The organism is Trueperella bernardiae, from assembly GCF_030246965.1.
Taxonomy (GTDB): Bacteria; Actinomycetota; Actinomycetes; order Actinomycetales; family Actinomycetaceae; genus Trueperella; species Trueperella bernardiae.
Map to the genome: position 1 here is coordinate 2,059,456 of NZ_CP127099.1, position 24,945 is coordinate 2,084,400.

17 protein-coding genes are annotated in these 24,945 nt (G+C 67.1%); 8 read left to right on the plus strand and 9 right to left on the minus strand.

Annotated elements, in window-relative coordinates:
- Window positions 1-47: 47 nt before the first annotated feature.
- Entirely contained in the window at window positions 48-1,454 is a 1,407-nt protein-coding gene (gene uxaC, locus QPC17_RS09370) for a glucuronate isomerase (protein WP_062614185.1), read from the minus strand.
- Window positions 1,455-1,791: 337 nt separating this feature from the next.
- On the opposite strand from uxaC, the gene QPC17_RS09375 reads away from it, so the two are divergent.
- From QPC17_RS09375 to QPC17_RS09385, 3 genes are read left to right on the plus strand one after another with little or no spacing between them, the layout of a single operon-like run.
- A complete protein-coding gene (locus QPC17_RS09375) occupies window positions 1,792-2,829 on the plus strand; it encodes a TRAP transporter substrate-binding protein (protein ID WP_068538876.1) in 1,038 nt (345 codons plus the stop codon).
- Window positions 2,829-3,524, plus strand: coding sequence for a TRAP transporter small permease (locus tag QPC17_RS09380; protein ID WP_068538875.1), 696 nt, complete (start codon window positions 2,829-2,831; stop codon window positions 3,522-3,524). Before QPC17_RS09375 ends, QPC17_RS09380 begins: the two co-directional genes overlap by 1 nt.
- Complete coding sequence (locus QPC17_RS09385) at window positions 3,521-4,834, plus strand: TRAP transporter large permease (protein WP_285347285.1); 1,314 nt, start codon at window positions 3,521-3,523, stop codon at window positions 4,832-4,834. Before QPC17_RS09380 ends, QPC17_RS09385 begins: the two co-directional genes overlap by 4 nt.
- Before the next feature lie 350 nt (window positions 4,835-5,184).
- Here the strand turns inward: QPC17_RS09385 and gndA are convergent, their stop codons facing one another.
- On the minus strand, window positions 5,185-6,651 hold the full coding sequence (gene gndA / locus QPC17_RS09390; protein WP_068538873.1) for an NADP-dependent phosphogluconate dehydrogenase: 1,467 nt from the start codon (window positions 6,649-6,651) through the stop codon (window positions 5,185-5,187).
- Window positions 6,652-6,912: 261 nt separating this feature from the next.
- Here gndA and QPC17_RS09395 point away from each other — a divergent pair, with 261 nt between their 5' ends.
- The 4 genes from QPC17_RS09395 (at window position 6,913) to QPC17_RS09410 (ending at window position 10,961) form a co-directional block, all read left to right on the plus strand.
- Window positions 6,913-7,935 (plus strand): siderophore ABC transporter substrate-binding protein, encoded by a 1,023-nt coding sequence (locus QPC17_RS09395; protein ID WP_244899261.1) that lies wholly within the window; start codon window positions 6,913-6,915, stop codon window positions 7,933-7,935.
- A 202-nt stretch (window positions 7,936-8,137) separates the two neighbouring features.
- Window positions 8,138-9,082 carry an ABC transporter permease gene (locus tag QPC17_RS09400; RefSeq protein ID WP_062614181.1) on the plus strand — a complete coding sequence of 315 codons (945 nt, stop codon included), beginning with the start codon at window positions 8,138-8,140 and terminating at the stop codon, window positions 9,080-9,082.
- Window positions 9,082-10,206 carry an iron chelate uptake ABC transporter family permease subunit gene (locus tag QPC17_RS09405; protein WP_236698699.1) on the plus strand — a complete coding sequence of 375 codons (1,125 nt, stop codon included), beginning with the start codon at window positions 9,082-9,084 and terminating at the stop codon, window positions 10,204-10,206. The genes QPC17_RS09400 and QPC17_RS09405 overlap by 1 nt, the downstream gene beginning before the upstream one ends.
- Complete coding sequence (locus tag QPC17_RS09410) at window positions 10,203-10,961, plus strand: iron ABC transporter ATP-binding protein (RefSeq protein ID WP_285347286.1); 759 nt, start codon at window positions 10,203-10,205, stop codon at window positions 10,959-10,961. Before QPC17_RS09405 ends, QPC17_RS09410 begins: the two co-directional genes overlap by 4 nt.
- A 155-nt stretch (window positions 10,962-11,116) precedes the next feature.
- Here the strand turns inward: QPC17_RS09410 and pgm are convergent, their stop codons facing one another.
- A complete protein-coding gene (pgm, locus tag QPC17_RS09415) occupies window positions 11,117-12,796 on the minus strand; it encodes a phosphoglucomutase (alpha-D-glucose-1,6-bisphosphate-dependent) (RefSeq protein ID WP_285347287.1) in 1,680 nt (559 codons plus the stop codon).
- A gap of 348 nt (window positions 12,797-13,144) precedes the next feature.
- Between pgm and QPC17_RS09420 the strand changes: the two genes are divergently transcribed.
- Window positions 13,145-15,103: a Rib/alpha-like domain-containing protein gene (locus tag QPC17_RS09420; protein ID WP_285347288.1), complete on the plus strand. Its 1,959-nt coding sequence runs from the start codon at window positions 13,145-13,147 to the stop codon at window positions 15,101-15,103.
- Between the two features lie 228 nt (window positions 15,104-15,331).
- On the opposite strand, the gene QPC17_RS09425 is transcribed toward QPC17_RS09420, so the two are convergent.
- The 6 genes from QPC17_RS09425 to purB form a co-directional block, all read right to left on the minus strand.
- Window positions 15,332-18,016, minus strand: coding sequence for a lysylphosphatidylglycerol synthase transmembrane domain-containing protein (locus tag QPC17_RS09425; RefSeq protein ID WP_285347289.1), 2,685 nt, complete (start codon window positions 18,014-18,016; stop codon window positions 15,332-15,334).
- Window positions 18,017-18,172: 156 nt separating this feature from the next.
- Window positions 18,173-20,515 carry a heavy metal translocating P-type ATPase gene (locus tag QPC17_RS09430; RefSeq protein WP_068538870.1) on the minus strand — a complete coding sequence of 781 codons (2,343 nt, stop codon included), beginning with the start codon at window positions 20,513-20,515 and terminating at the stop codon, window positions 18,173-18,175.
- Window positions 20,512-20,739 (minus strand): heavy-metal-associated domain-containing protein, encoded by a 228-nt coding sequence (locus QPC17_RS09435; RefSeq protein ID WP_062614175.1) that lies wholly within the window; start codon window positions 20,737-20,739, stop codon window positions 20,512-20,514. Before QPC17_RS09435 ends, QPC17_RS09430 begins: the two co-directional genes overlap by 4 nt.
- Before the next feature lie 409 nt (window positions 20,740-21,148).
- Window positions 21,149-22,663: a hypothetical protein gene (locus tag QPC17_RS09440; protein WP_285347290.1), complete on the minus strand. Its 1,515-nt coding sequence runs from the start codon at window positions 22,661-22,663 to the stop codon at window positions 21,149-21,151.
- Window positions 22,664-22,817: 154 nt separating this feature from the next.
- Complete coding sequence (locus QPC17_RS09445) at window positions 22,818-23,483, minus strand: DedA family protein (RefSeq protein WP_062614173.1); 666 nt, start codon at window positions 23,481-23,483, stop codon at window positions 22,818-22,820.
- Window positions 23,484-23,488: 5 nt separating this feature from the next.
- Complete coding sequence (gene purB, locus QPC17_RS09450) at window positions 23,489-24,889, minus strand: adenylosuccinate lyase (protein ID WP_285347291.1); 1,401 nt, start codon at window positions 24,887-24,889, stop codon at window positions 23,489-23,491.
- Between the last annotated feature and the right edge of the window lie 56 nt (window positions 24,890-24,945).

Consider the following 24,945-nt stretch of genomic DNA (forward strand, 5'->3'; position numbering starts at 1 on the left):
GTTGTTGAACGGTCGCCCGCCGCCCGCGACCGGGCCCCGACCGGGCCCTAGCCTTCGAGCTTGAAGGCCCGCACCGGGTTGCCCACCACCAGCTCGCGGATGGCCTCCTCGGCCTCATCCATCTCTAGCCGGTGCTCGGCCACCAGCTTGGCCACGTACCCGGCGTCGATACGGCGCGACACGTCGTGGCGGGCGGGGATGGAGCAGAAGGCGCGGGTGTCGTCGATGAAGCCGGACGTGCGGGTAAAGCCCGCAGTCTCGGTGACGGCGCCGCGGAAGCGGGCCATCGCCTCGGGCGCGTCGATGAACCACCACGGCACGCCGATAAACACCGACCGGTAGAAGCCCGCCATCGGCGCCAGTTCGCGCGAGTACACGGTCTCGTCCATGGTGAACGGGATGAGATGCAGGTTCTCGGAGTCGCCGCAGTCGGCGAGCGCGGGCTGTAGGGCGGCGGCGAACTCGGTCTTGAGCGGGATGTCGCAGCCCACGTCCGCGCCGTACTTGTTGAAGGTGGGCGTGTGGTGGTTGCGGTACACGGACGGGTGCATGGTCATGACCAGCCCGTCCTCGGAGGCCATGCGCACCTGCTCGTACATCATGGAGCGGCGGAGAGCGTCGGCGTCGGCGGGGGACACCTTCCTGGCGAGGGCCTGCTGGTAGATCCGCTCGGCTTCGGCGTCGGAGAGGCGGGCGGTGCCCGGGTCGCGGTGGGAGTGGTCGGTGGAGATCGCGCCGGCGGCCTTGAAGTAGGCGCGGCGGTTTTCCATCGCGGCGTTGAACCCGGCCCACGACGTCGTGTCCACGCCCGAGGCCTCCGACAGTGCCGCCATCAGCTCGGGCCAGTCGGCGCGGGCGGGCTCGAGGTACTTGTCGGGGCGGAAGGTGGGGACGACCGTGCCGTCGAAGGTCTGCCGGATCTTGGCGTGGTGCTCAAGCGAATCGCACGGGTCGTCGGTGGTGGCTAGGAACTGGATGTTGAAGCGCTTGTAGAGGGCGCGCGGGCGGTAGGCGGGGTCGGCGAGGCGTTCGGCGATCTGGTCGTAGATCTGGTCGGCGGTCTCCGCCGACGGCCGCACCCGCACCTCGAAGTAATCAAACAGCTCGTTTTCCATCCAGTACTTCACGGGCGTGCCGCGGTACAGCCACCAGTTGGCGCACAGGATGCGGAACGCGTTGCGCGACTGCTCCTCGGAAAACTCCTTTTGCCCGACGCCGAGCTCGCTCAGCTCCACGCCGTGGGCGTGCAGCATGCGGTTGACGTAGTGGTCAGGGGTGATGAGGAGGGACGTGGGGTCCTTGAACGGGACGTCGTCCGCGATCCACTCCGGGGGAACGTGGCCGTGCGGGGAGATGATCGGGGCGTCCTTGACCAGCGCGTACAGGTCGCGGGCGATGCTGCGCGTGGTGGGATCGGCGGGGAAGAGGCGATCGGGGTGCGGCTGAAGTTCCATGTGTGCCTTCCTTGGGTTGGGGATCGGCGGGTGGTGAGCTGGACGCGAGGTGCCCGGCCGACGTCGGCGGGGCGACAGTGTCGTCAGTCTTTCGTCCCTACGCTCACTCTAAGGGGCGGGCGCGAACATGTCATGCGTTTTGAGGGTATAAACGGTAATTCAGCAGTGTGAAATACTACATTTGTCAAGTTCTTCCCTGGGTGTAAGGATCCTGATAGCCTCAAAGCATCTTCCAAGACGCACGCAAAGCCGCCGCGTCCCACGAGGACGACCGAAGCCAGTGCTGGCTCACACACCCACGGGGTGGCACCCGCGCCCCGCATGCTAAGGAGATCCAATGAAGAAACGTTGGAACCTTCTCGCTCTCGCAGCAAGCGCCTCACTCCTGCTGTCCGGCTGTGCCGGGCTCGGAGGCATCAAGCTTGACTCGGTGGGCGACGAAGATACTGTTTCCTACTTCAAGGTGGCCCTCAACCAGTCGGAATCCCACCCGTCATTTAAGGCCCTCCAGAAGTTTTCCGAAGACGTCGCCGAGCGCACAAACGGGCGCTACGTGATCGAAATCTTCCCCAACGAGCAGCTCGGCTCGCAGCAGGAAGTCCTCCAGTACGTCAAGTCCGGCGCCATCGAAATGTCTATCGTGTCCGGCACCCAGCTGGAAAACATTAACCAGGACTTCCGCGTCCTCAACATGCCCACCACCTTTAGCTCCATCGAACATCAGATCAAGGTCATCCAAGACCCCGACATCGTGGGCGGCCTCTTCGCCTCCCTCGAGGACAAGGAAAACATCACGGTGCTCGGCGGCTACACCCAAGGTGAGCGCCACATCTACACCACGTTCGGCCCGGTCCAAACCCCGGCCGACCTCGCGGGCAAGAAGATCCGCGTCCAAGAATCCGACATGCACATCGAGATGATTAAGCTCATGGGCGGGTCGGCCACCCCGCTGTCCTACGGCGAGGTCTACTCGGCCCTCCAGGCCGGCGTGCTCGACGGGGCCGAAAACAACCTCGTCTCCTACAACACCGCCCGCCACATGGAAGTGGCGCCCTACCTGTCCTACACCAACCACCTGGTCGGCCTCGACTACATGATCATGCGCCACGACCTGCTCGAGGCCATGCCCGAAGCCGACCGCGAGATCCTCTACGAATGCTGGTACGACTCCATGGACTTCCACACCGAGCTGTGGAAGGAATACACCGAAGAATCGCGCCAGATCGCCGAAGACAACGGCGCCACCTTCTACGAGGTGGACAAGGAAGCATTCGCGCAGGCCCTCGCCCCGATCGTCGACCGCTTCGTGTCCGACGGCTACCAGCGCGAGCTCTTCGACGCGATCCGCGCTGCCGACACCGAAGGGGGTCAGTAATGCAACGCGTCCATCAGTTCACCACCAAGTTCCTCGGCTGGCTGTGCATCATCCTGTTCGTCGGCCTCGTTTTCTCCACCACCTGGCAGGTCTTCTCCCGCCTGGTGCTGTCCTCGCCCGTGACCTGGTCTGAGGAGCTGGCCAAGATGCTCTTCGTCTGGCTGTCCTTCCTCGGGCTCGCGTTCGTGTACGGGGAGCGCGGCCACATGGCCGTGGAGTTCCTTGTCCTCCGCGCCCCGGAGCGCACCCAAAAGGCCTTCGCGATCTGGACCCACGTGGCCTCTCTCATCCTCGGCGCCACCGCGCTCGTGTGGGGTGGCTGGAACGCCGCGATGAATGCCTGGTCCCAGAACCTCACCGCCCTACCGGTTAACATCGGCTCCGTCTACCTGGTACTCCCCATCTCCGGCCTGGCGATCGTGCTCTACGCGCTGTACCACATCGTGGAAATCGCGGCCGGGCGCGAGTCCAACTTCCCGATCCCCGAGGCCGAAATGGCCTTGGAGGACGCGGAAAAGATCAAGATCGAGGCCGAGGCGGAGGGAAGCCCGGTCGACGACGCCGTCGGCGTGGCTGACAGCGAAGGCGCGGCTAGCGCTGGTGCCGGCACGAACGGCGCTGGCGAGGCCGGCGCTGCGGACGCGAACGGCGCGGACGGCGTCGCCCGCGACAACACGAAGGGAGCCCAGCTGTGACACCTACCGCTGTTGCAGGACTCATCCTGCTTGTTGGAATCATTCTCCTGATCGCCACCTCGGTGCCGATCGCCGTGGCCATCGGCCTACCCACCGTGATCGCCGCAATGGCGGTCATGAACCCGGACGTGGCCGCGATGTCCGTGGCCGGGCGCATGTTCACCGGCGTCAACTCCTTCTCACTACTTGCCATCCCGTTCTTCGTGCTCGCCGGCGTGCTCATGAACTCCGGAGGCATCGCCGCACGGTTGATCGACGCGGCGAAGGTGCTCGTGGGCCGCATGCCGGCGTCGATGGCGCTGACCAACGTGGTGGCCAACGGCCTGTTCGGCTCCGTGTCCGGCGCAGCTGTTGCCGCCGCCTCCGCGGTTGGCACCATCATGACCCCTCGCATGACCAAGGATGGCTACTCGCGCGAATACACCGCCGCCGTCAACGTGGCCTCCGCCCCATCCGGCATGCTCATCCCGCCGTCGAACACGTTCATCGTGTACTCGCTCGTGTCCTCGACGTCGATAGCCGCCCTGTTCATGGCCGGCGTCGGCCCCGGCACCCTGTGGGTAGTGGCCTGTATGATCGTGGCCCTCATCCTGTACTTCCGTCACGAAAAGAACAACGTGGTGCAGGTGACCGAGCGGCCAAGCGCCAAGGTGGTGGGCGTGACCCTGTGGCGCGCCATCCCGTCGCTGCTCATGATCGTCATCGTGGTGGGCGGCATCCTCGGCGGCGCATTCACCGCCACCGAATCCTCCGCCATCGCCGTGGTCTACTGCCTGGTGCTCGGCTTCCTGTACAAGAACATCAAGCTCAAGGACCTGCCTGAGATCATCCTCTCCGCCACCCGCACCACCGCCGTGGTCATGTTCCTTGTGGCGGTGTCGGCGGGCCTGTCGTGGGTGATGGCATTCGCCCGCATCCCCGACATGATCGCCAACGGGCTCCTGTCCGTTACCGACTCGCCCACCGGCATCCTCATCATCATCATGCTGATCATGCTGGTGGTGGGCACGTTCATGGACCCGACCCCCGCGATCCTTATCTTCGTGCCGATCTTCCTGCCGATCGTCAAGGACATCGGCATCCACCCGGTGCACTTCGGTGCGATGGTGGTGATGAACCTGTCGGTCGGCGTGATCACGCCGCCGGTTGGCAACGTGCTGTTCGTGGGCGCGAAGGTGGCCGGGCTGCGCATGGAGGTCGTGATCTCCAAGCTGTGGCAGTTCCTGGTCGGCATCATCCTGGCGCTGTTCGTGGTGGTGTTCGTCCCCGCGTTCTCGCTGTGGCTGCCGGGGGTGTTCGGGCTCATCTAGCCGGCGGGCTGCGGGCCGGGATTTGAATTTCCTGGACGATTTCGGGGCGATCTTCTTATATGAGGAGATCGCCCCGAAATCGTCCAAGTTATTTTAATGCCCGGTGGGTGCTGGCCGCCACGGCCGCCGCACGGCAGCCGGCCTACCCGGGGGAGGGCCGCACGTCGGGGTGGCCCTCCGGCCCGCCGCACACAGATGCTGCACTACTCGGCAAGATGCGGTACTAATTTCCCGTTATTTTGTGCCGCATCTTGCGGTTTAGTACAGCATTTGCAGATGCAGTGGGGGCCCGGCGGGTGCTGGCCACCGCACGGCAGCCGGCCCGGCGGCCCACCGGCTAGCTCGGGTGGCTAGTCCCAGCGCTCCTCCGCCCGGCCCTCCGACCACAGGGTGTGGAAGGTGCCCTCCATGTCCACGCGCTTGTAGGTGTGCGAGCCGAAGAAGTCGCGCTGCGCCTGGATCAGGTTGGCGGACAGGCGGGGCGCCCGCACGGCGTCGTAGTACGCCAGCGACGACGTGAACGCCGGCACCGGGATGCCCGCCGCCAGCGCGGTGGTGAGCAGGCGGCGCCACGCGGGCACGGCGGCGGAGATCTCGCGGGTGAAGAACTCGTCGGCGAGGAGGAGGGGCAACGCCGAGTCTCGGGTGTAGGCCTCGGTGATGCGGTCGAGGAAGCGGGCACGGATGATGCAGCCGGCGCGCCAGATCTTGGCGAGCGCCCCGAGCTGGACATCCCACCCGTACTCGTCGGAGGCGGCGCGGATCAGCTCGAAGCCCTGCGAGTAGGCCACCATCTTGGAGGCGTACAGGGCGAGGCGGACGTCCTCGATGAACGCGGCGCGGTCTTCGGGCGCCACCGCTCCCGCCAAATCCGCCGCGTGCCCGGGCAGCGCCGCCTGCGCCGCTTCGCGTTGCGCCACCGATGCCGACAGCGAGCGCGCGAACGTCGCCTCCGCGATCCCGGTGACGGGGATGCCGAGCCCGGCGGCGGTCTGCACGGTCCAGGCGCCGGTGCCCTTCTGCGAGGCGCGGTCGAGGACGACGTCGACGAACGGCCGGCCCGTCTTCGGGTCCGCGTGCCGCAGCACTTCGGCGGTGACGTCGATGAGGTAGGACTCGAGGTCGCCGGTGTTCCATTCGGCGAAGACCTCGCCGATTTCGGGGGCGCTCAGGCCGAGCGCACTCATGATTTGGTAGGCCTCGGCGATAAGCTGCATGTCGGCGTATTCGATGCCGTTGTGGACCATCTTGACGAAGTGGCCGGCGCCATCGGGGCCGATGTAGGTGCAGCACGGCTCGCCGTCGGCCTTGGCGGCGATAGTTTCGAACATGGGGCCGAGCCGGTCGTAGCTGGCGCGCGTGCCGCCGGGCATGATCGCCGGGCCGAGAAGCGCGCCCTCTTCGCCGCCGGAGACGCCCGCGCCTACGAAGTGCAACCCGCGCTCGGCGAGGGATGCTTCACGACGCCGGGTGTCCATGTACTGGGAGTTGCCACAGTCGACAATGATGTCGCCTTCGTCCATTTCGGCCGCGAGCTGCTCGATGACGGCGTCGGTGGCGGGGCCGGCCTGGACCATGATGATGGCGACGCGCGGAGTGGACAGGCTGGCGACGAAATCCTTGATCGTTTCGGCGGGGAAGAACTGGCCCTCGGTGCCGTGATCGGCGATGAGGCGTTCGGTGCGGCCGATGGAGCGGTTGTGGACGGCGACCTTGAAACCGTTGCGCGCGAGGTTGCGGGCGAGGTTGGCGCCCATGACGCCGAGGCCGGTCACGCCGATGTCTGCGATGGCGGGGGTAGGGGTGGGAAAGCTCATGATTCTCCTTGGTAGGTCTACGGCTCTAACTTACCGCGCGTGCAAAAGTTTCGGTGTGTCGAAAGGTTTCCTGGTACGCGGTGGAGGCGTGGTGCCACATAAGTGCGGGCGCTGGGCGATTTACGCAAGACTTTCTCTGGGAGCTTTGAAATCGAGATTTTGATAGGTTAGGTTTACCTAAGTCAAATAAGTAACGGAAACGTTTCGTAATGACCCCATCCGACGCGCCGGACCCCGGCGCCACACCCAAAGGAGAAACCCGTGCACCTTCCCAAGGTCATGAAGCTCGCAGCTCTCACCGCCGCGAGCGCCCTTGCCCTGAGCGCATGCTCGTCGTCGCCGGCGGCGGAGAAGACCACCGAGACCACGGCCCCGGAAACCACCGCCAGCGAAGAGGCCAGCGCCGAGGCCACCTTCCCTCGCACCATCACCCACGCGCAGGGCGAGACCACCATTGAGGCGATGCCCGAGAAGATCGTTGTACTTGACATGGCCGTGCTCGACACGATCGACGCTATCGGCGCCGGCGACCGCGTGGTCGGCACCGTCACCAAGTCCGTGCCCACGTGGCTCAAGGACGACGACGGCATCGACTACTCCCAGCTGACCTCCGTGGGCAACCTCAAAGAGCCCGACATGGAGGCCATCGCCAAACTCCAGCCGGACCTGGTGATTGTGGGCGGGCGGTCGTCGTCGTTCTACGAGGAGTTCTCCAAGACGTTCACGACGATCGACGCCACGCACTCGTGGGATACCGAGGATTACTCGACCACCGTGCCCGATAACGTGAAGATGGTGGCGCAGGCCGTGGGCGCCGACGCCAAGGGCATGGAGGCCGCCGACTCGATCACCGCGAAGATCGCCCAGTACACGGACATGGCGAAGGACAAGGGCAACGCGCTGGTCATCATGACGAACGCCGGCGAGATCTCGCTACACGATCGCGGCTCGCGCTGGGCCCCGATCTGGGACGTGTTCGGCTTCGGCCAGGCGTACGAGAAGCCTGAGGCTGACGAGGGCCACAAGGGTGACAAGGTCTCCTTCGAGACCGTCAAGGAGATCAACCCCGACTGGATCTTCGTGGTCGACCGCGACGCCGCCGTGGGCAAGGCCGAGGCCGGCGACACGGCCGAGCAGGTCCTCGACAACGAGCTCGTCAACTCCACCACCGCCGCGAAGGAAGGCCACATCGTCTACCTGAGCCCCGAGCGCTGGTACATCGTCATGACCGGTGCCACCAACTTCCCGGCCATGCTTGACGAAGTCGCCGATGCGATCAAGTAGCACGACGACGACGGGGGCGTCCGCGGCCGAAGCAGCCGCGGACGCCCCCGGGCAGGGCGCTAAGTCTCATCAGCAGGACGCCCGTTACCGGCGCCCACTCCAACCCCTCAAGCTGGAGGAATCCCGCGGCTGCCGCCACTCCGAATGCGGGGAATCTGCCACCTGTCGTCGCTCCGCGCGCCGGGGCCACTTCCTACGTTCGATGGGGGCGCTGGCCGGCCTCGTCGTCGTGCTCGGAGTCGTCTCCACGCTAATAGGCGGGGCGAACATGTCGATCGGCGCGATCCTCACCGGTTCCGCCTCCGCCGACGACCTGCAAATCCTCTTCGGCTCCCGCCTCCCGCGCACGCTCGCCGTCATCCTCGCCGGCGCCGCGATGGCCGTGGCCGGCCTCGTCATGCAGCTGCTAGTGCGCAACCGGTTCGTCGAGCCATCCACCACCGGCGTCACCGAATCCGCCGGCCTCGGCATCCTCGTCGCCACCCTCTTCCTCCCCACCCTCTCGCTCCCCGGCAAGATGCTCATCGCGTGCGCATTCGCGCTCGCCGGCACCGCCCTGCTGACCCTCATCCTGCGCAGCCTCAACCACCGCGACATCATCATCGTCCCCCTCGTCGGCCTCATTCTCTCCGGCGTCATCGGCTCGGCCTCCATGTTCCTCGCCTGGGAATTCCAACTCCAAGGCACCCTCAACGCCTGGATGACCGGCGACTTTTCCGGCATCATCCGCGGCCGCTACGAACTCCTCTGGATCGTCGCCGCCGTCGCCGCCCTCGCCTACCTCTTCGCTGACCGCTTCACCATCGCCGGCCTCGGTGAAGACCTCGCCCGCAACCTCGGCCTCAACTTCGCCGCCGTCCAAACCGTGGGCCTCACCATCGTCGCCATTGTCACCGGCATCACCACCGTGGTCGCCGGGCCGCTGCCCTTCCTCGGACTTGTGGTGCCCAACCTCGTCTCCATCCTCCACGGCGACGACATCCGCCGCTCCCTTCCCCTCGTCGCCCTCATGGGCTCCACATTCGTACTCATCGCCGACATCATCGGCCGCGTCCTCATCGCCCCCGCCGAAGTCCCCGTCGGCGTCGTCATGGGCATCCTCGGCGCCGGAATCTTCCTCACTATCCTGATCCGGAGGGTAAAATAGTGACCATCCGTATTCACGACGCGCGGGCCGCCGCGCCCGCCTCCGCCTCGGCTCCTGCGCCCGCTGCTACCGCCTGGGAAGTCGGGCAGGCGCCCGTCGTCCGAGCCCACGGGGCTGAGCCCGCGACCGGCGTCGTGAACCTACCCACTATCGAAAGCATCCTGCACGCCCGCCGCACCCAAACCCGCAGGCGGCTCGCACTCATCGCGCTACTTGCGCTCGCCGCCTGCGCCCTCTTCCTCCTCTACGACGCCCTCGACGCCTGGGCCATCATCGGCAAACTGCGAGCGACGCGGCTGGGGGCGCTCGTCGTCGTCGCCGTCTCGCTCACCACCGCGACCGCCGTCTTCCAAGCCGTCACCCGCAACCGGATCCTTTCCCCCTCGGTCATGGGCTTTGACTCCATGTTCCAACTCATGGCCACCGCCTCCATCTTCTTCTTCGGCTCGGCGCGCGTAAGCGCCGTGCCCAACGCGGTCATGTTCCTCATCAACACGGTCCTCATGACAGGCCTCGCCGTGTCCATGTTCTTGACGGTCCTGCGCGGGCGGCGCTCGAACGTCTATCTACTCGTACTCGTCGGGATCGTCGTGGGAACCTTCCTGCGTTCCATCACCTCACTGCTCTCTACTGTGATGGATCCCGGCGAGTACCTCACTGTCGCCGACGTCGGCACCGCGTCCTTCGCCGTCGTCAACACCGAATCCCTGGGGATCTCCGTGATCGTGGCCGTTGCGGCGATCGCCTACATCGTGGCGCGCAGTCGCGTGTGGGACATCCTCTCGCTCGGGCCGGAGGTCGCCATCGCGCTGGGGCTCGACTACCGGCGGGAGGCGAAACTGGCGCTGACGGCGTCGTCACTGCTGGTAGCCTGCGCGACCGCGCTGGTGGGGCCGCTCATGTTCTTCGGGCTGCTCGTGGTGAACATTGCCCACTATGTTGGCACGTCCACCCGGCTGCGGGAGCTGATCGGGGTGTCCGCGGGGGTCGGCGTGGTGGTGCTCGTAGGCGGGCAGGCTCTTTTGGAACACGTGCTACACCAGGCCACGATCCTGCCCGTAGTGCTTGAACTGGTGGGTGGGCTGTTGCTGCTCGCGATGATTGTGAAGGGAACGCGCCGATGATCGAACTGACCAATGTGACCATGGCCTACGACGCCGCCCCCGTCGTCCGCGACGTCACCCTCACCCTGCCCGACTCCGGCGTGACTGCGCTGATCGGCCCGAACGGGGCGGGCAAGTCCACGCTTCTGTCCGGGATCGGGCGGCTACACCCGCTCATCGGCGGCTCGGTGCGGATCGACGGGCGCGAACTGGGTGAATGGGACACCGACGCGCTGGCCCGCACGATTGCGATCTTGCGGCAGGAGAACCACCTGGCCATCCGGCTCACCGTGGCCGAACTCGTCATGCTCGGACGGCACCCCCACTCCAAGGGCCGGCGCACCCGCGAAGACTACGCCCACGTGGCCGACGCCCTCCAATGCGTGAACATGCGCGACCTTGCCGACCGCTTCATCGACGAACTCTCCGGCGGGCAGCGCCAACGCGCCTTCATCGCCATGGCCCTCGCGCAGGATACCAAATACTTGTTGTTGGATGAGCCGCTCTCCGCCCTGGACATGCGCCACGGCCGCGACATGATGCGGCACCTGAAGGGCGTGTGCGCCGAGCGCGGGATCTCCGTGGTCATCGTTATCCACGACGTCAACACCGCCGCCGCCTACGCCGACCGCATGGTCGCCATGAAAGACGGGTATCTGGCCTGCAGCGGCACGCCCCCTGAAGTCATGCGCGAAGACGTACTGGGCGAGATCTTCGACGTCGAGGTCAACGTGGCCGAGCTGGGCGGGCGCCTGGTTGCGATGCCGGTGGCGTAGCCGCGGGCGCGGGCGGCCGCCCCTATCCTGGTTTCTCGTCACGCAAAGTGTTTTTTCGTCACTCAAATTGTCGATTTAGGTGACGAAAAAACACTTTGCGTGTGCCGAACCGGCGGGGTGCCCCGCGCTGGCGTAGGGCCAGCGCCCGCGTGTCCCTACGCCAGCGCGGCGCTCACCACGTCCTTCGCCTCGGCCTGCACCTGGGCCAGGTGCTCGGCGCCCAGGAAGGATTCGGCGTAGATCTTATACACGTCCTCCGTGCCTGACGGCCGGGCCGCAAACCACGCGTTCTTCGTGGTCACCTTCAGCCCGCCGATCGGGGCGCCGTTGCCCGGCGCCTCGACCAGCCGTGCGGTGATCTCCTCGCCCGCCAGGGTGGTCGCGGCCACGTCTGCCGGCGAAAGCGCCTTCAGTTTAGCCTTCTCCTCCTTGGGGGCCGCCGCGTCGATCCGCGCGTAGGCGGACTCGCCGTAGGCCTCGGTCAGCTCGCGGTGCAGCACCGACGGCGACTTCCCCGTCACCGCCAAGATCTCCGAGGCGAGCAGGTCAAGGATGATGCCGTCCTTGTCCGTGGTCCACACGATCCCATTCTTGCGCAGGAACGACGCCCCCGCGGACTCCTCACCACCAAAGCCCAGCGACCCGCTGACCAGCCCCGGCACGAACCACTTGAACCCGACTGGCACTTCCACCATTGGCTTGCCCATCCCGGCAACCACGCGGTCAATCAACGACGACGACACCAGCGTCTTCCCCACACCCACCGTGGGCCCCCACTCGGGCCGGTTCTCAAACAGGTACTTGATGGCAACGGCCAGGTAGTGGTTGGGGTTCATGAGCCCCGCGTCCGGGGTGACGATCCCGTGGCGGTCGGAGTCGGCGTCGTTACCCGTGGCGATGTCGAACGGGACCGCGCCGTCCGCGCCCGGCTTCATCCGCCCAAGCAGCGAGGCCATCGCGTAGGGCGAGGAGCAGTCCATGCGGATCTTGCCGTCCCAATCCAGTGTCATGAACGGCCACGCCGGGTCGACCACCGGGTTCACCACGGTCAGATCCAGCCCGTAGCGCTCGCCGATCGCGCCCCAGTACTCGGCCGACGCCCCGCCCATCGGGTCGGCGCCAATGCGCACGCCCGCCGTGCGGATCGCCTCAAGGTTGATGATCGACTGCAGGTCGTCCACGTAGGCCGACAGGTAGTCGTGCCCGCGCGTCGTCTCCGCGTTCCGGGCCTGTTCGTACGGCACGCGCTTGACGTTCTTCCAGCCCTGCCGCAGGATCTCGTTCGCGCGCGCGGCGATTACCTCGGTGGCGTCGGTGTCAGCCGGGCCGCCGTGCGGCGGGTTGTACTTGAAGCCGCCATCGCGCGGCGGGTTGTGCGACGGCGTGATCACGATACCGTCTGCCAGCCCTGGCCCCTCGGTGCGCACGCCCGCCGCCGTGTCCGCACCATTCGCCGTGAGAATCGCCAGCGACACCGCCGGGGTGGGCGTCCAGGACCCGCGGGCGTCAAGCCGCACCTCGACGTCGTTGGCAGCCAGCACCTCAAGCGCCGTGCGCTCGGCCGGCTCGGACAGCGCGTGCGTGTCGCGGCCGATGTACAGCGGACCGTCGATCCCCTTCGACGCGCGGTACTCCACAATCGCCTGCGTGGTGGCCACGATGTGGGCTTCGTTGAAAGCGCCATCGAAGGCGGAGCCGCGATGGCCCGAGGTCCCGAACACGACCTGCTGAGCCGGGTTGTCCGGGTCCGGCTCGATGTCGTAGTAGGCGGAGATCAGGGCATCGACGTCGATGAGGTCTTCCTTTTGGGCAAGCATGCCAGCACGTTCGTTCATGCTCCTATCGTCTCACTTTTCCGCCCCACCTTCTATGGTCAAACACGACTCAACGCTGCCGCCCGGCCGGGTTTGCGCGTAGGGCATTTGAATTTCCTGGACGATTTCGGGGCGTTCTTCGTATATGAGTAGATCGCCCCGGATTCGTCCAAAACTCTTCAATCGGTCCGACGCCCCGACGACCCCCGGCCCGCGGGCGTTCGAACTCGCCAACAACCACTTTGTATCAGAGGATTGTCTGACATGCCGTGTGCTGATACGCTCGATAATGCACAATAATCGATTCCATATGCGTGGGATCGTGCAACCCATGCGCCGGAGCGTCGGCATTTTTCAAAGGGGAAAGAAATGACAGGAATTCGGCGCCTTATCGGCGTTGGCCTGGTAACCTGCCTTTCGGTGGCAGGCTTGCTAGCTGTGCCGCCCGCGCCCGCGGCGCTTGCGGACAGGGGTCCGGTCGGGGAGATGGTCACCATTGCTAAATGGTATGATAATATCCCGGAGGGTATTAAGTATCGGATCCCGGCGCTGACCCAGACGCCCAACGGCGACCTCCTCGCCGTCTACGACATGCGCCCCAATCAGGACGCCCTGGCGAGTAACATCGGCGTCGTGAAGCGCACAGCCTCCCAGACCGCGCCGGCGATCGCGGACTCGATCGTGGAGGGCGCGGCGGTTCCGAGCTACGAAATCCCGGACAATGGGATCGGCTACGAGCTGGATGGCAAGCTGGTCGAGCCCGGCGTGTACCGGGCCCAGCCGGGCGAGCGCATCGACCTGAAGCTGCATGGCCTGGCCGAGCACGGCTACACGCTACCCGCGGACACCCCGGTCGCTTGGACACACACCTTCCTTAAGGTCACCGCCGGCCCGATCGTGGTGCACGCGGGTGAGGTGATCACGGCCACACCGGTTGACGTGGTCGGCAATGGCGGCGCGCTGAGCTTCGAGCTCGGTGATGGGGCACCGGCGTGGCTGGAGCTCTCCGACGACGGCGTGCTGACCGGCACCGCGCCCGCCGATGCGCCCGAGGGCACCGTGACATTCCCGGTCCTCGTCACCGAGCAGGTGGACGCGGAACACGCGGCCATCCCAGCGAGCATCCCGGGCACGTACACCGCGCAGGCGATGGTCACGCTGACCGTCGTGCCGGCGGGAGTCAACCCGGATGACCTTCCGCAGCTGAGCGTGGTGCTGGCGGGCAACCCGTACGACGCCACGGTGGGCGAGCCGGCCACTAGCCTCGCGCCCGACGCGGTAGATGCTACCGGCATGCCGGTGGCGTGGCCTGAGGGCACCACGTTTGCGTTGGCGGACGGCGCACCGGAGGGCGCGACCATCGACTCCGTCGGCGCGGTGACCTTCACGCCGGGCGAGGCCGACACAGGTGAGGACGTGGACATCACGGTCAACATCACCTACCCGCCGCTCACGGCCCACGCGGATTCCGAGGCGTCGTTTGTGCTGACCTTCCGGGTGGCTGAGGGCGAGTCGGGACCGGACCAGCCGGGCGTAACCTGCCAGCCTGAGAACTTCACCGGGCGGGCACCGTACGCGACCAACCGCTTTGGTGAAGCCACCGGTGATCGTCTGGCCGATCTGTGGTCGCTCGACGCCGAGGGCAAGATCCACTTCTACGAGAATGTCGGATCCGCGTTCGTCCACAAATATGTCGCGCACTGCCCGGGTGCGGAGGTCACGGCGATGACGGCGATCATGGATGCCAACGGGGATCGGCGCGCCGACCTCCTCATCCGCCACGCTGACGGCGACCTGTACTTCTACTACTCGCTCGGGCGCGGCCAGCTGGTCCAGGGGATTAAGGCTGGGCACGGCTGGAACGGGATGGACAACATCACCTACATGGGCAGGCTGGGGACGAAAGAGTACGTCGTCGCGCGGCAGGTCGCAACCGGCGACCTCTACCGCTACGACCTCACCCGCAACGGCCTGGCGAACGGCACGAAGATCGGCCACGGCTGGCAGGAGATGACCAACATCGTGGGCATCGGCCAGTTCGTCGGCGATTCGTACCCGGACGTCGTCGCCACGAGGTCGGACGGCAAGCTGTTCGTGTACGCCGGCACCAATAGGGGCGTGCTGGTGGGCAAGGGGCAGATCGGACACGGTTGGTCGAACTTCGGGATGCTCTCCTCTCCCGGGGACGTCGACGGTGGTGGCACCTTCGACCTCATTGGCATCCGCAATGACGGTACGCTGTTCCTTTACAAGAACCTGCTGGGTGGGCGCTTCGGTGGTGCTACCCAGATCGGCCACGGCTGGGGTTCGATGAAGGCAGCTAGCTAGGCGCTTGCGATCAGGGGGGGCGAGCGTCACGCCCGGCCCCCTGTGCAGGTGGGATTTGAATTTCCTGGACGAATTCGGGGTGATCTTCGTATATGAGGAGAGCGGCCCGGATTCGTCCAGAATTTTACAATCGTCCCGCGGGATGCCGGCTCAACGACGCTCGGCTGACTCCGAGCCCAACGACGCCGTGGCTCGACTTTCCCGCCGGCCGGCGCCCAGCCAGCCCGGCTAGACGATGTTGCGCTTCTGCGCGATCTGCAGCGCCACCCAGCCGATCGGCACGCGGCCCCAGAAGGTGAAGAGTCGGTAGAGCACGGCGGTGGAGAACGCGATCGAGGAGGGCACGCCGGCGATCACGAGGCCACCGGTGAGGGCCGCCTCCACGGGGCCAATGCCGCCGGGGGAGGGCACCACGGAGCCCACCGAGTTGGAGATCAGGTAGGTGACGGCGAGGGTGATGATCGGCAGCTCGTAGCCGAACGACTTGAGCGCAAACCCGAAGCAGGCGATGAACGCCACCGACATGAGCACCGACCCCAGCGCGCCCAGCAGGAGCCGGGTGGGGTGGGTGAAGAGCCACACGAGGCGGGGCCACACCTGGCTGATCGTGGGCCGGATCTTCGCCATGACCCAGCGGCGCAGCTGCGGCACGCCGCCCACAATCCCGCCGACTACCATCACGATCGCGATCGCTATCTGGATCGTGCCGGACGGCAGGGAGAGGTTGCCGAAGTCGCCGGTAAACAGGGACAGCATCACGAGCAGCGCGATCGTCACCACGAACTGGCCCACCTGCACCACGGACACGGTGGCGATCGCGGCGGGAGTTGCCACGTTCTTCTTTTGCAGGAAGCGCAGGTTGATGGCGGCGGGCCCGATGCCGGCGGGTGCCACGAGCGTGATGACCGACGCCGCCACCTGCACCAGCAGCGCCTCACGGTAGGGCACGGCTTCCTTCGAGAACGCCACGAGCGTGAGCGCCACGCCCGCATACGTGCCGAGCCCGAAGAGGAACGCCACCACCATCCACCACGGGTTGGCGCCGAGGATGGCGGTGCGCAGGTCGTCGAAGTTGAGCGACCCAAACAGGATGATGAGCGCGATGACGCCGATTGCCACCGTGGCGATCGTCTTGAGGGAGAACCGCTTATACTCCACGGTTTGCAGGTTGGAGGCCTCGGGCACTTCGGCGGCGAGGGCGTCGCGCAGCGCCTGCAGTTCCTTCTTTTCCAGGGCGTCGCGCGTGGCCTGCGGGAGGATGGAGGTCTGGAGGAAGGGCGCGATGGAGGCGACGGTCGTCGTGGTCAGGTTCCGGTTCGCCGACGCCACGGCCCGCTCCACGCCGACGACGCCGGCCAGCATCGCCACCGTCTGCGCGAGGTCGACCTGCCGGGCCGTGTCCGTGGAAAGTACGGCGGCGTGCTGCCAGTTCGCCACGTGGAGGCCGGCCGGGGTGATCTTGACGTACTTGGCGTGCATGTTGCCGTGCGACATGCCGTGGCGGTGGGCGCGGGTGAGTTCGTCCCAGAGGTGGTCGAGGTCGTCGTCGGAAAGCGCGCCGGGATCGGCGTCGATCAGTAGCGGGTCCTCGGTGGCGAGCTCGGCCACGAGGATCGAGGAGTCGAGGCGGGCGATCGTGGCGCAGGCCGGCTCGGCCACCCCAATCTGCTCGGCCCGCATCTGCACCAGCAGCATCTGTTCGGCGGTGGCCTCGAGCGTGCGGCGGGTTTGGCGGATGACGGTGCGCAGGGAGATTCGCGCCCACACGTCGTCCAGGAAGGACAGGATCTGGCGGTCGTTGTCGAGCACCTTGAGGTGGAAGGCCCGCCCGTGAATGTCGGTTGCAATGTAGTTGCGCGACACCGCCGACGGCCGAGTGGCCGGGTAGCGCGCCATGGTCTCGTCGCGGAGGGCGTAGGAGTCGACGTCGGTGAGCTCACGTTCGTCGCTGGGGCGAGTGAGGTTGTCGATCTCGTCGATGAGGTTGGCGGTGTCGGTATCGGGCACGTCGTCGGCGGGGTCGAGGATCTTGCGGATCTGCTCGAGCGCCGCAAGGTTCGTGTGCCCGATGGGGGAGGAGGTGGTGACGTCGGTGGCGTGCAGCATCTCGTCGCCAGTCAGGGGGTCGATGCGGACGGCGGTCACGACGTCGATCCCCGCCCTGCGTATCAACGCTACGAAGCGCGCGCCGGTGGTGCGGTCCGGCGCGCCGCCAACAATGTAGCGGGTGAGTAGGCCGGACAGCCCGCCGATGAGGACGGTGAAGAGCGCGCCGGAAAGATTCTGGTTGCCGCGCAGGATCGACAGGACGAGCGCGATGCCGAGTAGCCACCAGCCCACGCGCGTGATCCAGGATCCCTTCGACGATCCGGACACGGTGAGGAGCGTGGCGAGAAGCGCCACGTAGGGCAGGGCCGCGATGAGCGCCACGTAGGGCAGGGCCACGATGAGCGACTGGTCCTGGATCGAGTCTGAGACCTGGTCAAACAGGTCCGAGTTCGGCCACCACTTCGTGCCCATCCACACCACGAGCGCCGAAATCCCCACGGCCGCCGCCGACCCGATGAAGGCCGTGGCGAGGGCGCGCCAGCGCTTGCGAATCACCATCTCGCCCAGGATGAGGATCGGAAGGAAGAAGGACATGAGGCCCTCGAGGGCGTTGATCGGCAGGGCCAGGATCGTCTCGAGGATGCCGGAGGTGGCCTGCCGCACGTCCTGAGTGACCGCGATCGTGGTGGACTTGGCGTAGACCGACACCAGGATGACGAACGCGATCCCCACCACGCACAGCGCGGCGCCGAATAGGTCGGCGGGGTTGCGCACCCAACGTTGCTGGGAGTCGATCAGGACCACCTCCCGCTCGGGGGTTTGATCCCTCGCGGCGCGGCTATCTGAATCATGGCGGGGTTTCACATGCCCGATCCTACTCACCCGCGGGGCGTTGACTCCACTTTGCCGGCCCGCGGGCGGGGTCACGGGGGCGCGGCCGTCAAAAATCAGGACTCTGAGAGTTTTCGTTGCCGAAATCGGGCGTTTTGCTCTCAGAGTCCTGACGTTTGACGGAGATTGCTAGGCATTGCGCAGGCGCAGCGAGTTCCCGACCACAATCACCGACGAGCTCGCCATCGCGAACGCCGCGATCCCCGGCACGATCACACCGAATACGGCCAGCGGGATCGCGATGAGGTTGTAGGCGAAGGCCCAGGCCAGGTTCTCCTTGATGATCTGCAGGGTGCGGGCCGAGACCCGCAGCGAGTTCGGGATAGCGCGGATGTCGGAGTTGACGATCGTGATGTCGGCGGCGGCCTTGGCCACGTCGGTGCCGGAGCCCATTGCGATCGACAGGTCGGCGCCGGCGAGGGCCGCGGCGTCGTTGACCCCGTCGCCCACCATCGCCACCTTCTTCCCCGCGGCCTGCAGCTCTTTGAGCACCTCGAGCTTCTGCTCGGGCAGGACGTCGGCGCGCACATCCTCGATGCCGAGCTCGGCGGCCACGGTGGTGGCTGCCGGGGCGTTATCGCCGGTGACGAGCACTGGGGTGAGGCCCCGATCGCGCAGGGCGGCGAGAGTGTCGGCGGCCTCGGGGCGGACCGTGTCGCGCACGGCGATCAGCCCCAGTGCGGTGTTGCCCCTGGTCACGACGACGACGCTCGCGCCCTCGCGCGCGAGGTCCTCGGCACGCTCGGCCAGATCCGAGGGGACGTTGGCCGCAAGCCAGGTGAGGCGGCCGGCGGCGACCCTCTCGCCGCCGGCCGTACCCGCCACGCCCATCCCCGCATGGTTGGCAAAGTCAGAAACAGGGGCGGGTGTAATGCCGCGCTCGCGAGCCGACCGCACAATTGCCTGGGCGATCGGGTGCTCGGAGTGGGACTCCAGCCCGGCGGCAAACGCCAGGACGGCGTCTGCCGCCCGCGTGCCAGCCGTGCCGCTATCGGCGCCCGAGGCTGCCGACTCGGCGTCTGCAGCGTCGGCGCCGGTGCCAATACGCCCAAACCCGGCTCCAGCCGCGGCCTCAACCTCGCTGACCGACATGACGCCGCTGGTCAGGGTCCCGGTTTTGTCGAGCATGATGGTGTCCACGGCGTGGGCGCCCTCGAGCACCTCGGGGCCGCGGATGAGCGCGCCCAGGCGGGAGAGCCGGCCCGAGCCGACCAGCAGGGCCGTAGGAGTTGCGAGCCCCAGAGCGCACGGGCACGCCACCACCAGCACGGTGATCGCGGAGGCCAGTGCCATCTCGGCGTTATCGGTAAACATCCGCACGCCGAACGTCGCCAGCGCGATGAGGATCACCACGGGCACGAACACGGCCGATATCTGGTCGGCGATGCGCTGCACGGGCGCCTTGCCCGTCTGGGCCTCGGCGAGGAGGCGGCCCATCTGGGCCAGGGTCGTGTCCTTGCCCACGCGCGTGGCGCGCACCTCGATCGACCCGTGCGTGTTGAGCGTGGCGCCGGTGACCTCGTCGCCCTCGCCCACGTCCACCGGCAACGATTCGCCGGTCACGAGCGAAGCGTCAATTGACGACGAACCGGCCACGATCACCCCGTCCGTGGCCACGGTCTGTCCGGGCCGCACCCGGAAAACATCTCCCACGCGAAGCTGCGCCACGGGGACAACCTGCTCCACGGTGTCGTCGGAACCGGCCCTCCGAACAAGGAGCGCCTCGGACGCGCCGAGCTCGAGGAGGGAGCGCAGGGCGTCACCGGCACTGCGGCGCGAGCGGGCCTCCAGCCAGCGGCCGATGAGCAGGAACGTGACGATCATCGCGCTGGTCTCGAAGTAGAGGTGCGGCTCGGCGGCATGCCCCAGGCCGTGGACGCCGGTCATGTGCATCGTGTAGCCGATGCGCCCGGCGCCGCCCAGGGTCAGCGCCCACAGGGACCAGCCCATCGACGCCAGCACACCCAGCGAGACCAGCGTGTCCATGGTGGAGGACCCGTACCGGGCCGCGCGGAACGCCGCCCGATGGAACGGCCACCCGCACCAGAACGCCACCACCAGCGACACCGCGCCGATCACCCACTGCCAGCCCGGGAACTGCAAGGCCGGGACCATCGACAGGCCTACCACCGGCACCGACAACACAGCAGAAACGACGAAGCGCCGCCACAGGTCCGCCACCCGCGCCTGGGCGGACGCCTCCGCGGCAGCCTCGGCGGCCTGGATCATGTCCGCGTCGGGGGCGTCGCCCGTGCGGCTGATCACCGAGGCGTCGTAGCCGGCCTTGACCACGGTGCCCACGAGCTCCTCGTTGGACAGCTCCGCGGCCGAGTCATCCAGCTCGATGTGAGCGCGCTCGGTGGCGAGGTTAACTACCGCCGTCACCCCGGGGACCTTGTTCAGCTTCTTTTCAACGCGCGCCACGCAGGAAGCGCAGGTCATCCCGCGGACGGCGAGGTCAACTTCGATCATGAGCGGACGATCTCGACGACGCTGTAGTTACCCGCCTCATCGACAGCGCCGCGCAGGGCCTCATCCGACACCTCGGCCGACGTGGTCACGCGGACCTCGGACGTGCCCTTCGGATCCAGGGTGACATCCACGGCATCCACGCCGGGCAGCTCCATGAGCTCCTCGGTCACGTGGGCGACGCAGTGATTGCAGGTCATTCCGTTGACCTTGACAGTGGTGGACATGGCAAGCCTTTCGCTCGGTTTTCGTTGGTATCTGGGCCAACGACGCCGCCTGCCGATTTATTCCTGCCCCGCCCGGTTCACCGGATTATCGGCGCTTTGGACAGAGCCTCGGGCGTCATGGCCGACAGAAGTCGTGAACATACCGGCTGACTATTGCTATCGGGCCCTGGTCGGTCTCAGGTTCACGAGTTGTGTCGGGGGTAGCCGGTGCCGGGCGGAAACTGGGGTGTTGGCACGTATTATCGGCGTCCGGCTCAGTGGGTTAGCGGCCCGGCCCACGTTATCGGCGCGCGCCTCGCCGGCTCACCCCATCGGGCATGCGCAACGCTAATTTTCCATGTGCAACGGTAAAAAGCGGTTAATTGTTGTTGCATGCTGCGGATTAGCGTTGCACATCCGGGAGGGTGGGTCAGGCCTGCTGGAGGTCGCCGATCCACTGGATCCCGGCCGTGAGGTCCGCCGAATAGGGCGAACCCTCGCGGGGCACGGGCGCGCCGCCGGCCTGGGCGCCGCCGGCCTGGGCGCCGCCGGCAAGCTCGGCCTCCCCGGCATCCCCGGCGGGGTCATTCGCGAGCCGGGTGAGGAGCCAGTCGGGCATGGTGTCGCCGGTGCGGGGGAAGGCGTCGGCCTCGTTGCGCCATTCTTCCACCGGCACGAGGTCGGCCCACACGGGTTCCTGCACAGCGTTGACGTTGAGTTTGCCCTGCCCGGCCTTCGTGAGGTTGATGACCGCCACGAAGAAGGGCGCCTCCCCGGCGATTGCCAGGTTTTGCTTGAGGCGGCGCAGGTGGTGGATGACCGCGGTGGGAAGCACGCGCAGCTGGGCGTTCGTGTCCCCCTCGAGCTTCGCGTACCCTTCGTAGATCGCGGATTGGCCCACCAGCTGGACGCGCACGGTCTCCTCGATCCAGTCCGGCGGGGCGGTCTGGGATAGGAGGGAGAGGCACTCGCGCAGGAGGGCGTTCGTGTCGGAGAAGTCGATCGCGGCTGAGCGCGCGGCGATAGCGGGCCGGTCGGAGACGTCCCAGATCACGGGGCGGGCCTCCTGGCGCTTCTGGTTGGTGAGGTTCGCGGGGTCGACCAGGGCGGTGTACACGCCCGTCGACCAGCGCTGGAACTTGGCCCGCTCCAGGTAGTGGGCGTCGTTGATGAGGGCTGCCACCTGGAAGAGGAGCCTGTCGCCGTCGCGAACCGAGCGCACCACCCGCACGGGGATGCCGGACACCTCGCCCGTCACCAGGTCCGCGTAGATGTCCGCGCCCTCGCCCACTGCAATCCGCTTCGCCCACATGCCCGACTCCAGCTGAGTGAAACCGTCCTCCGCCTGCGGGTTCGTGGGGCTGACCATCGTCACCGCCGCCGGGCGCCCGTCCTCCAGCTCAACGTCGCACGGCACCCCGCCCCACGCGCGCTTGATGACCGGGCCGATGAACGGGGAGGGCACCGTGGCCGTGAACGTGCCGGTCTCGACATTCTCCCAGCCGTAAGCCAGTCCGTGGTAGACGCCGCGTAGCTCCGGCTCCGGGTTGCCCGGGTGGAAGCGCCACAGGCGGCTACCCGCCGTGAGCCGCGCCGGCTCGATGAGCAGCAGGTCGGTCTCCACCCCGCCGCCGCGCGCCACACCCGAGCCGTCGTACGGCGGGTATTCCACGACGCCGCCCCGGAACGCCTCCGCACTCAGAGGGCCCACCGCGTGACGGTCGAACACGAACGGGTCCACCGGCACGTGCAGGATGTCGAGCGGTTCGTCCTCCGCATACGGCGCGCCGGGGAAACGCAGGCAGAGCAGGTCCATGAGGTCGCCGACGTCTGTGACGGAAGCCGCGGCGGCGGCGTCGACAGCGAAGCCAGAAAAGAGGTCGTAGCCCGTGTCGAGGAAGGACTGGGCCTGCTGTGCGGAGACGGCAAGTTGGAAGGTGAGCATGAGGGTCTTTCGTCGGGGGCGTTGCCCTACTACTCTACTGGCTCGCGGCCGGCGCGGGAATCGGGCGCGGCTAGCCGGATCGTGGCGGGCGGGTCTGCCGGCTGGGCTGCGGGGAGGTCGGCCCGCGCCGCCGGCCGCCAGCGGGCAGGTCGGGTTACGCCGCCCGGTTTGCGCGCAGGCGCTTCACTACCCACCACCCCAGGAGTACGACGACGAGCGCCGCCACCACGTACGACAGGAGCCCCACGTACTGCTCCACCAGGTGCCAGTTCTCACCCAGGATGTACCCTGCGCCGACGAGGGCCGTGTTCCAGATGGCCGCGCCCGCCGTCGTGAGCAGGGTGAACCACAGGAAGTTCATCTTGATGACGCCGGCCGGCAGGGAGATGAGCGAGCGGAAGATCGGCAGCATGCGGCCGAAGAAGACCGTGGACTGGTCGTGCTTGTGGAACCACGCCTCAGTTTTGTCCACGTCCGACATCTTCACCAGCGGCAGCCAGTTGAAGATTGCGCGGGTGCGCTCGCGGCCGATGAGGCGCGCGATCCCGTACAGTGCCCACGCGCCCACGAGCGAGCCCACCGTGGCCCAGACGATCGCCTCGACCAGGCCGAACGACGTGCCCTGCGACGCCGTGAAGCCCGCGAGCGGCAGAACGATCTCCGAGGGTAGCGGCGGGAACAGGTTCTCAAGCGCGATGAGGAACGCGACGCCGAGCCCGCCCAGGGACTCCATGATCGTCACGGCCCAGGCGGCGATGCCGGTCAGCTGGTCGGCGCCAGCGGTGGCGGTGGCGGCGGTTGCGAGGGTCAGTAGGCTCATGTTCCCTAGCGTACGAGCTTCGGCGCCAGGCCCACGTAGGTGGCCGGGGTGAGATTGGCCAAGCGGGCCGCGACGTCGTCGGGCAGCCCGAGCGAGCCGATGAAGGCGCGCATCTCCTCAGCCCCCACCTGGTGGCCGCGCGTGAGCTCCTTGAGGCGCTCGTACGGGTCCTGCATGCCCGTGGCGCCGGCGATCGCGGCGGCGCGCATCGCCTGCTGGATCGGCTCGCCGAGGACTTCCCAGTGGGCTTCGAGGTCGGCGTCGAGGGCGGCGCGGTTAGCCTCCACGCCGGCGACGCCGCGGCGCAAGTTCGTGATCGCCAGCAGCGAATGACCGAAGGCGACCCCCACGTTGCGCAGGGTGGAGGAGTCGGTGAGGTCGCGCTGGAGGCGCGAGGTGACGAGGGTGGCGCCGAGCGTGTCGAGCAAAGCGCAGGAGATTTCCAGGTTTGCCTCCGCGTTCTCGAAGCGGATCGGGTTGACCTTGTGCGGCATCGTGGACGAGCCCGTGGAGCCCTGCGCCGCGAGGTTCTGGGCGAGGTAGCCGAGCGAGATGTACGTCCAGAAGTCGGTGGCGAGGTTGTGGGCGATGCGGTTGAAGCGGGCGACGTCGGCAAAAAGCTCGCTCATCCAGTCATGGGACTCGATCTGGGTGGTGAGCGGGTTGAAGGTCAGCCCCAGGCCCTCCACGAACTGGCGGGCGAGCGCCGGCCAATCCGCGCCCGGCACCGACACCGAGTGCGCGCCATACGTGCCCGTGGCGCCGTTGAACTTGCCCAGGAACTCGGCGGTCTCGATCCGGCGGACCTGGCGCGCGAGGCGGTGTGCCAGCACCGCGACCTCCTTGCCCAACGTGGTGGGCGAGGCCGGCTGGCCGTGCGTGTGCGAGAGCATCGGGGTGGCGGCGTTCGTGGCGGCCATCTGCTCGAGGTCGGCCACGAGGGCGCGGGCGGCCGGCAGCCACACCTGGGTGAGCGCGTCCTTGATGATGAGCGCGTAGGAGAGGTTGTTGATGTCCTCGGAGGTGGCGAAAATGTGGACGATCTCGTGCATCTGCGGCAGGGTCGTGTCGCCGAGGGCGGCCGGGGCGGCGTCCATCTTCTCCTTGAGAAAGTACTCCACTGCCTTCACGTCGTGGCGGGTCTCGGCCTCGATCACTGCGAGGCGGGCGATGTCGGCGTCGTCCATGTCCGTAGGGATCGCACGCAGGTAGGCGATGTCGGCGTCGGTCAGCACGGGCGCGCCCGGGAGGACCCTGTTGGTGGACAGGAAGATCAGCCACTCGACCTCCACATGTGCGCGGGCCCGGTTGAGGGCCTGCTCGGAGAGGTGGTCGATGAGCGGGGCGACCTCCGGCCGGTAGCGACCATCGAGGGGGCCCAGGGCATACACGTCAGAGAACTTCATGCTCCCATGGTGGCATATTCGGCGTTTGCGCCGCCCGGCATCCACGATGAGGACTC

Excerpts from the sequence above, each read along its gene's own strand:
- uxaC (WP_062614185.1), bottom strand. The coding sequence starts at position 1,454 with ATGGAACTTCAGCCGCACCCCGATCGCCTCTTCCCCGCCGATCCCACC.
- QPC17_RS09445 (WP_062614173.1), bottom strand. The coding sequence starts at position 23,483 with ATGAGCCTACTGACCCTCGCAACCGCCGCCACCGCCACCGCTGGCGCC.
- QPC17_RS09380 (WP_068538875.1), top strand. The coding sequence starts at position 2,829 with ATGCAACGCGTCCATCAGTTCACCACCAAGTTCCTCGGCTGGCTGTGC.
- QPC17_RS09420 (WP_285347288.1), top strand. The coding sequence starts at position 13,145 with ATGACAGGAATTCGGCGCCTTATCGGCGTTGGCCTGGTAACCTGCCTT.
- QPC17_RS09440 (WP_285347290.1), bottom strand. The coding sequence starts at position 22,663 with ATGCTCACCTTCCAACTTGCCGTCTCCGCACAGCAGGCCCAGTCCTTC.
- QPC17_RS09400 (WP_062614181.1), top strand. The coding sequence starts at position 8,138 with ATGGGGGCGCTGGCCGGCCTCGTCGTCGTGCTCGGAGTCGTCTCCACG.
- QPC17_RS09375 (WP_068538876.1), top strand. The coding sequence starts at position 1,792 with ATGAAGAAACGTTGGAACCTTCTCGCTCTCGCAGCAAGCGCCTCACTC.
- QPC17_RS09435 (WP_062614175.1), bottom strand. The coding sequence starts at position 20,739 with ATGTCCACCACTGTCAAGGTCAACGGAATGACCTGCAATCACTGCGTC.
- gndA (WP_068538873.1), bottom strand. The coding sequence starts at position 6,651 with ATGAGCTTTCCCACCCCTACCCCCGCCATCGCAGACATCGGCGTGACC.
- QPC17_RS09430 (WP_068538870.1), bottom strand. The coding sequence starts at position 20,515 with ATGATCGAAGTTGACCTCGCCGTCCGCGGGATGACCTGCGCTTCCTGC.
- purB (WP_285347291.1), bottom strand. The coding sequence starts at position 24,889 with ATGAAGTTCTCTGACGTGTATGCCCTGGGCCCCCTCGATGGTCGCTAC.
- QPC17_RS09410 (WP_285347286.1), top strand. The coding sequence starts at position 10,203 with ATGATCGAACTGACCAATGTGACCATGGCCTACGACGCCGCCCCCGTC.
- pgm (WP_285347287.1), bottom strand. The coding sequence starts at position 12,796 with ATGAACGAACGTGCTGGCATGCTTGCCCAAAAGGAAGACCTCATCGAC.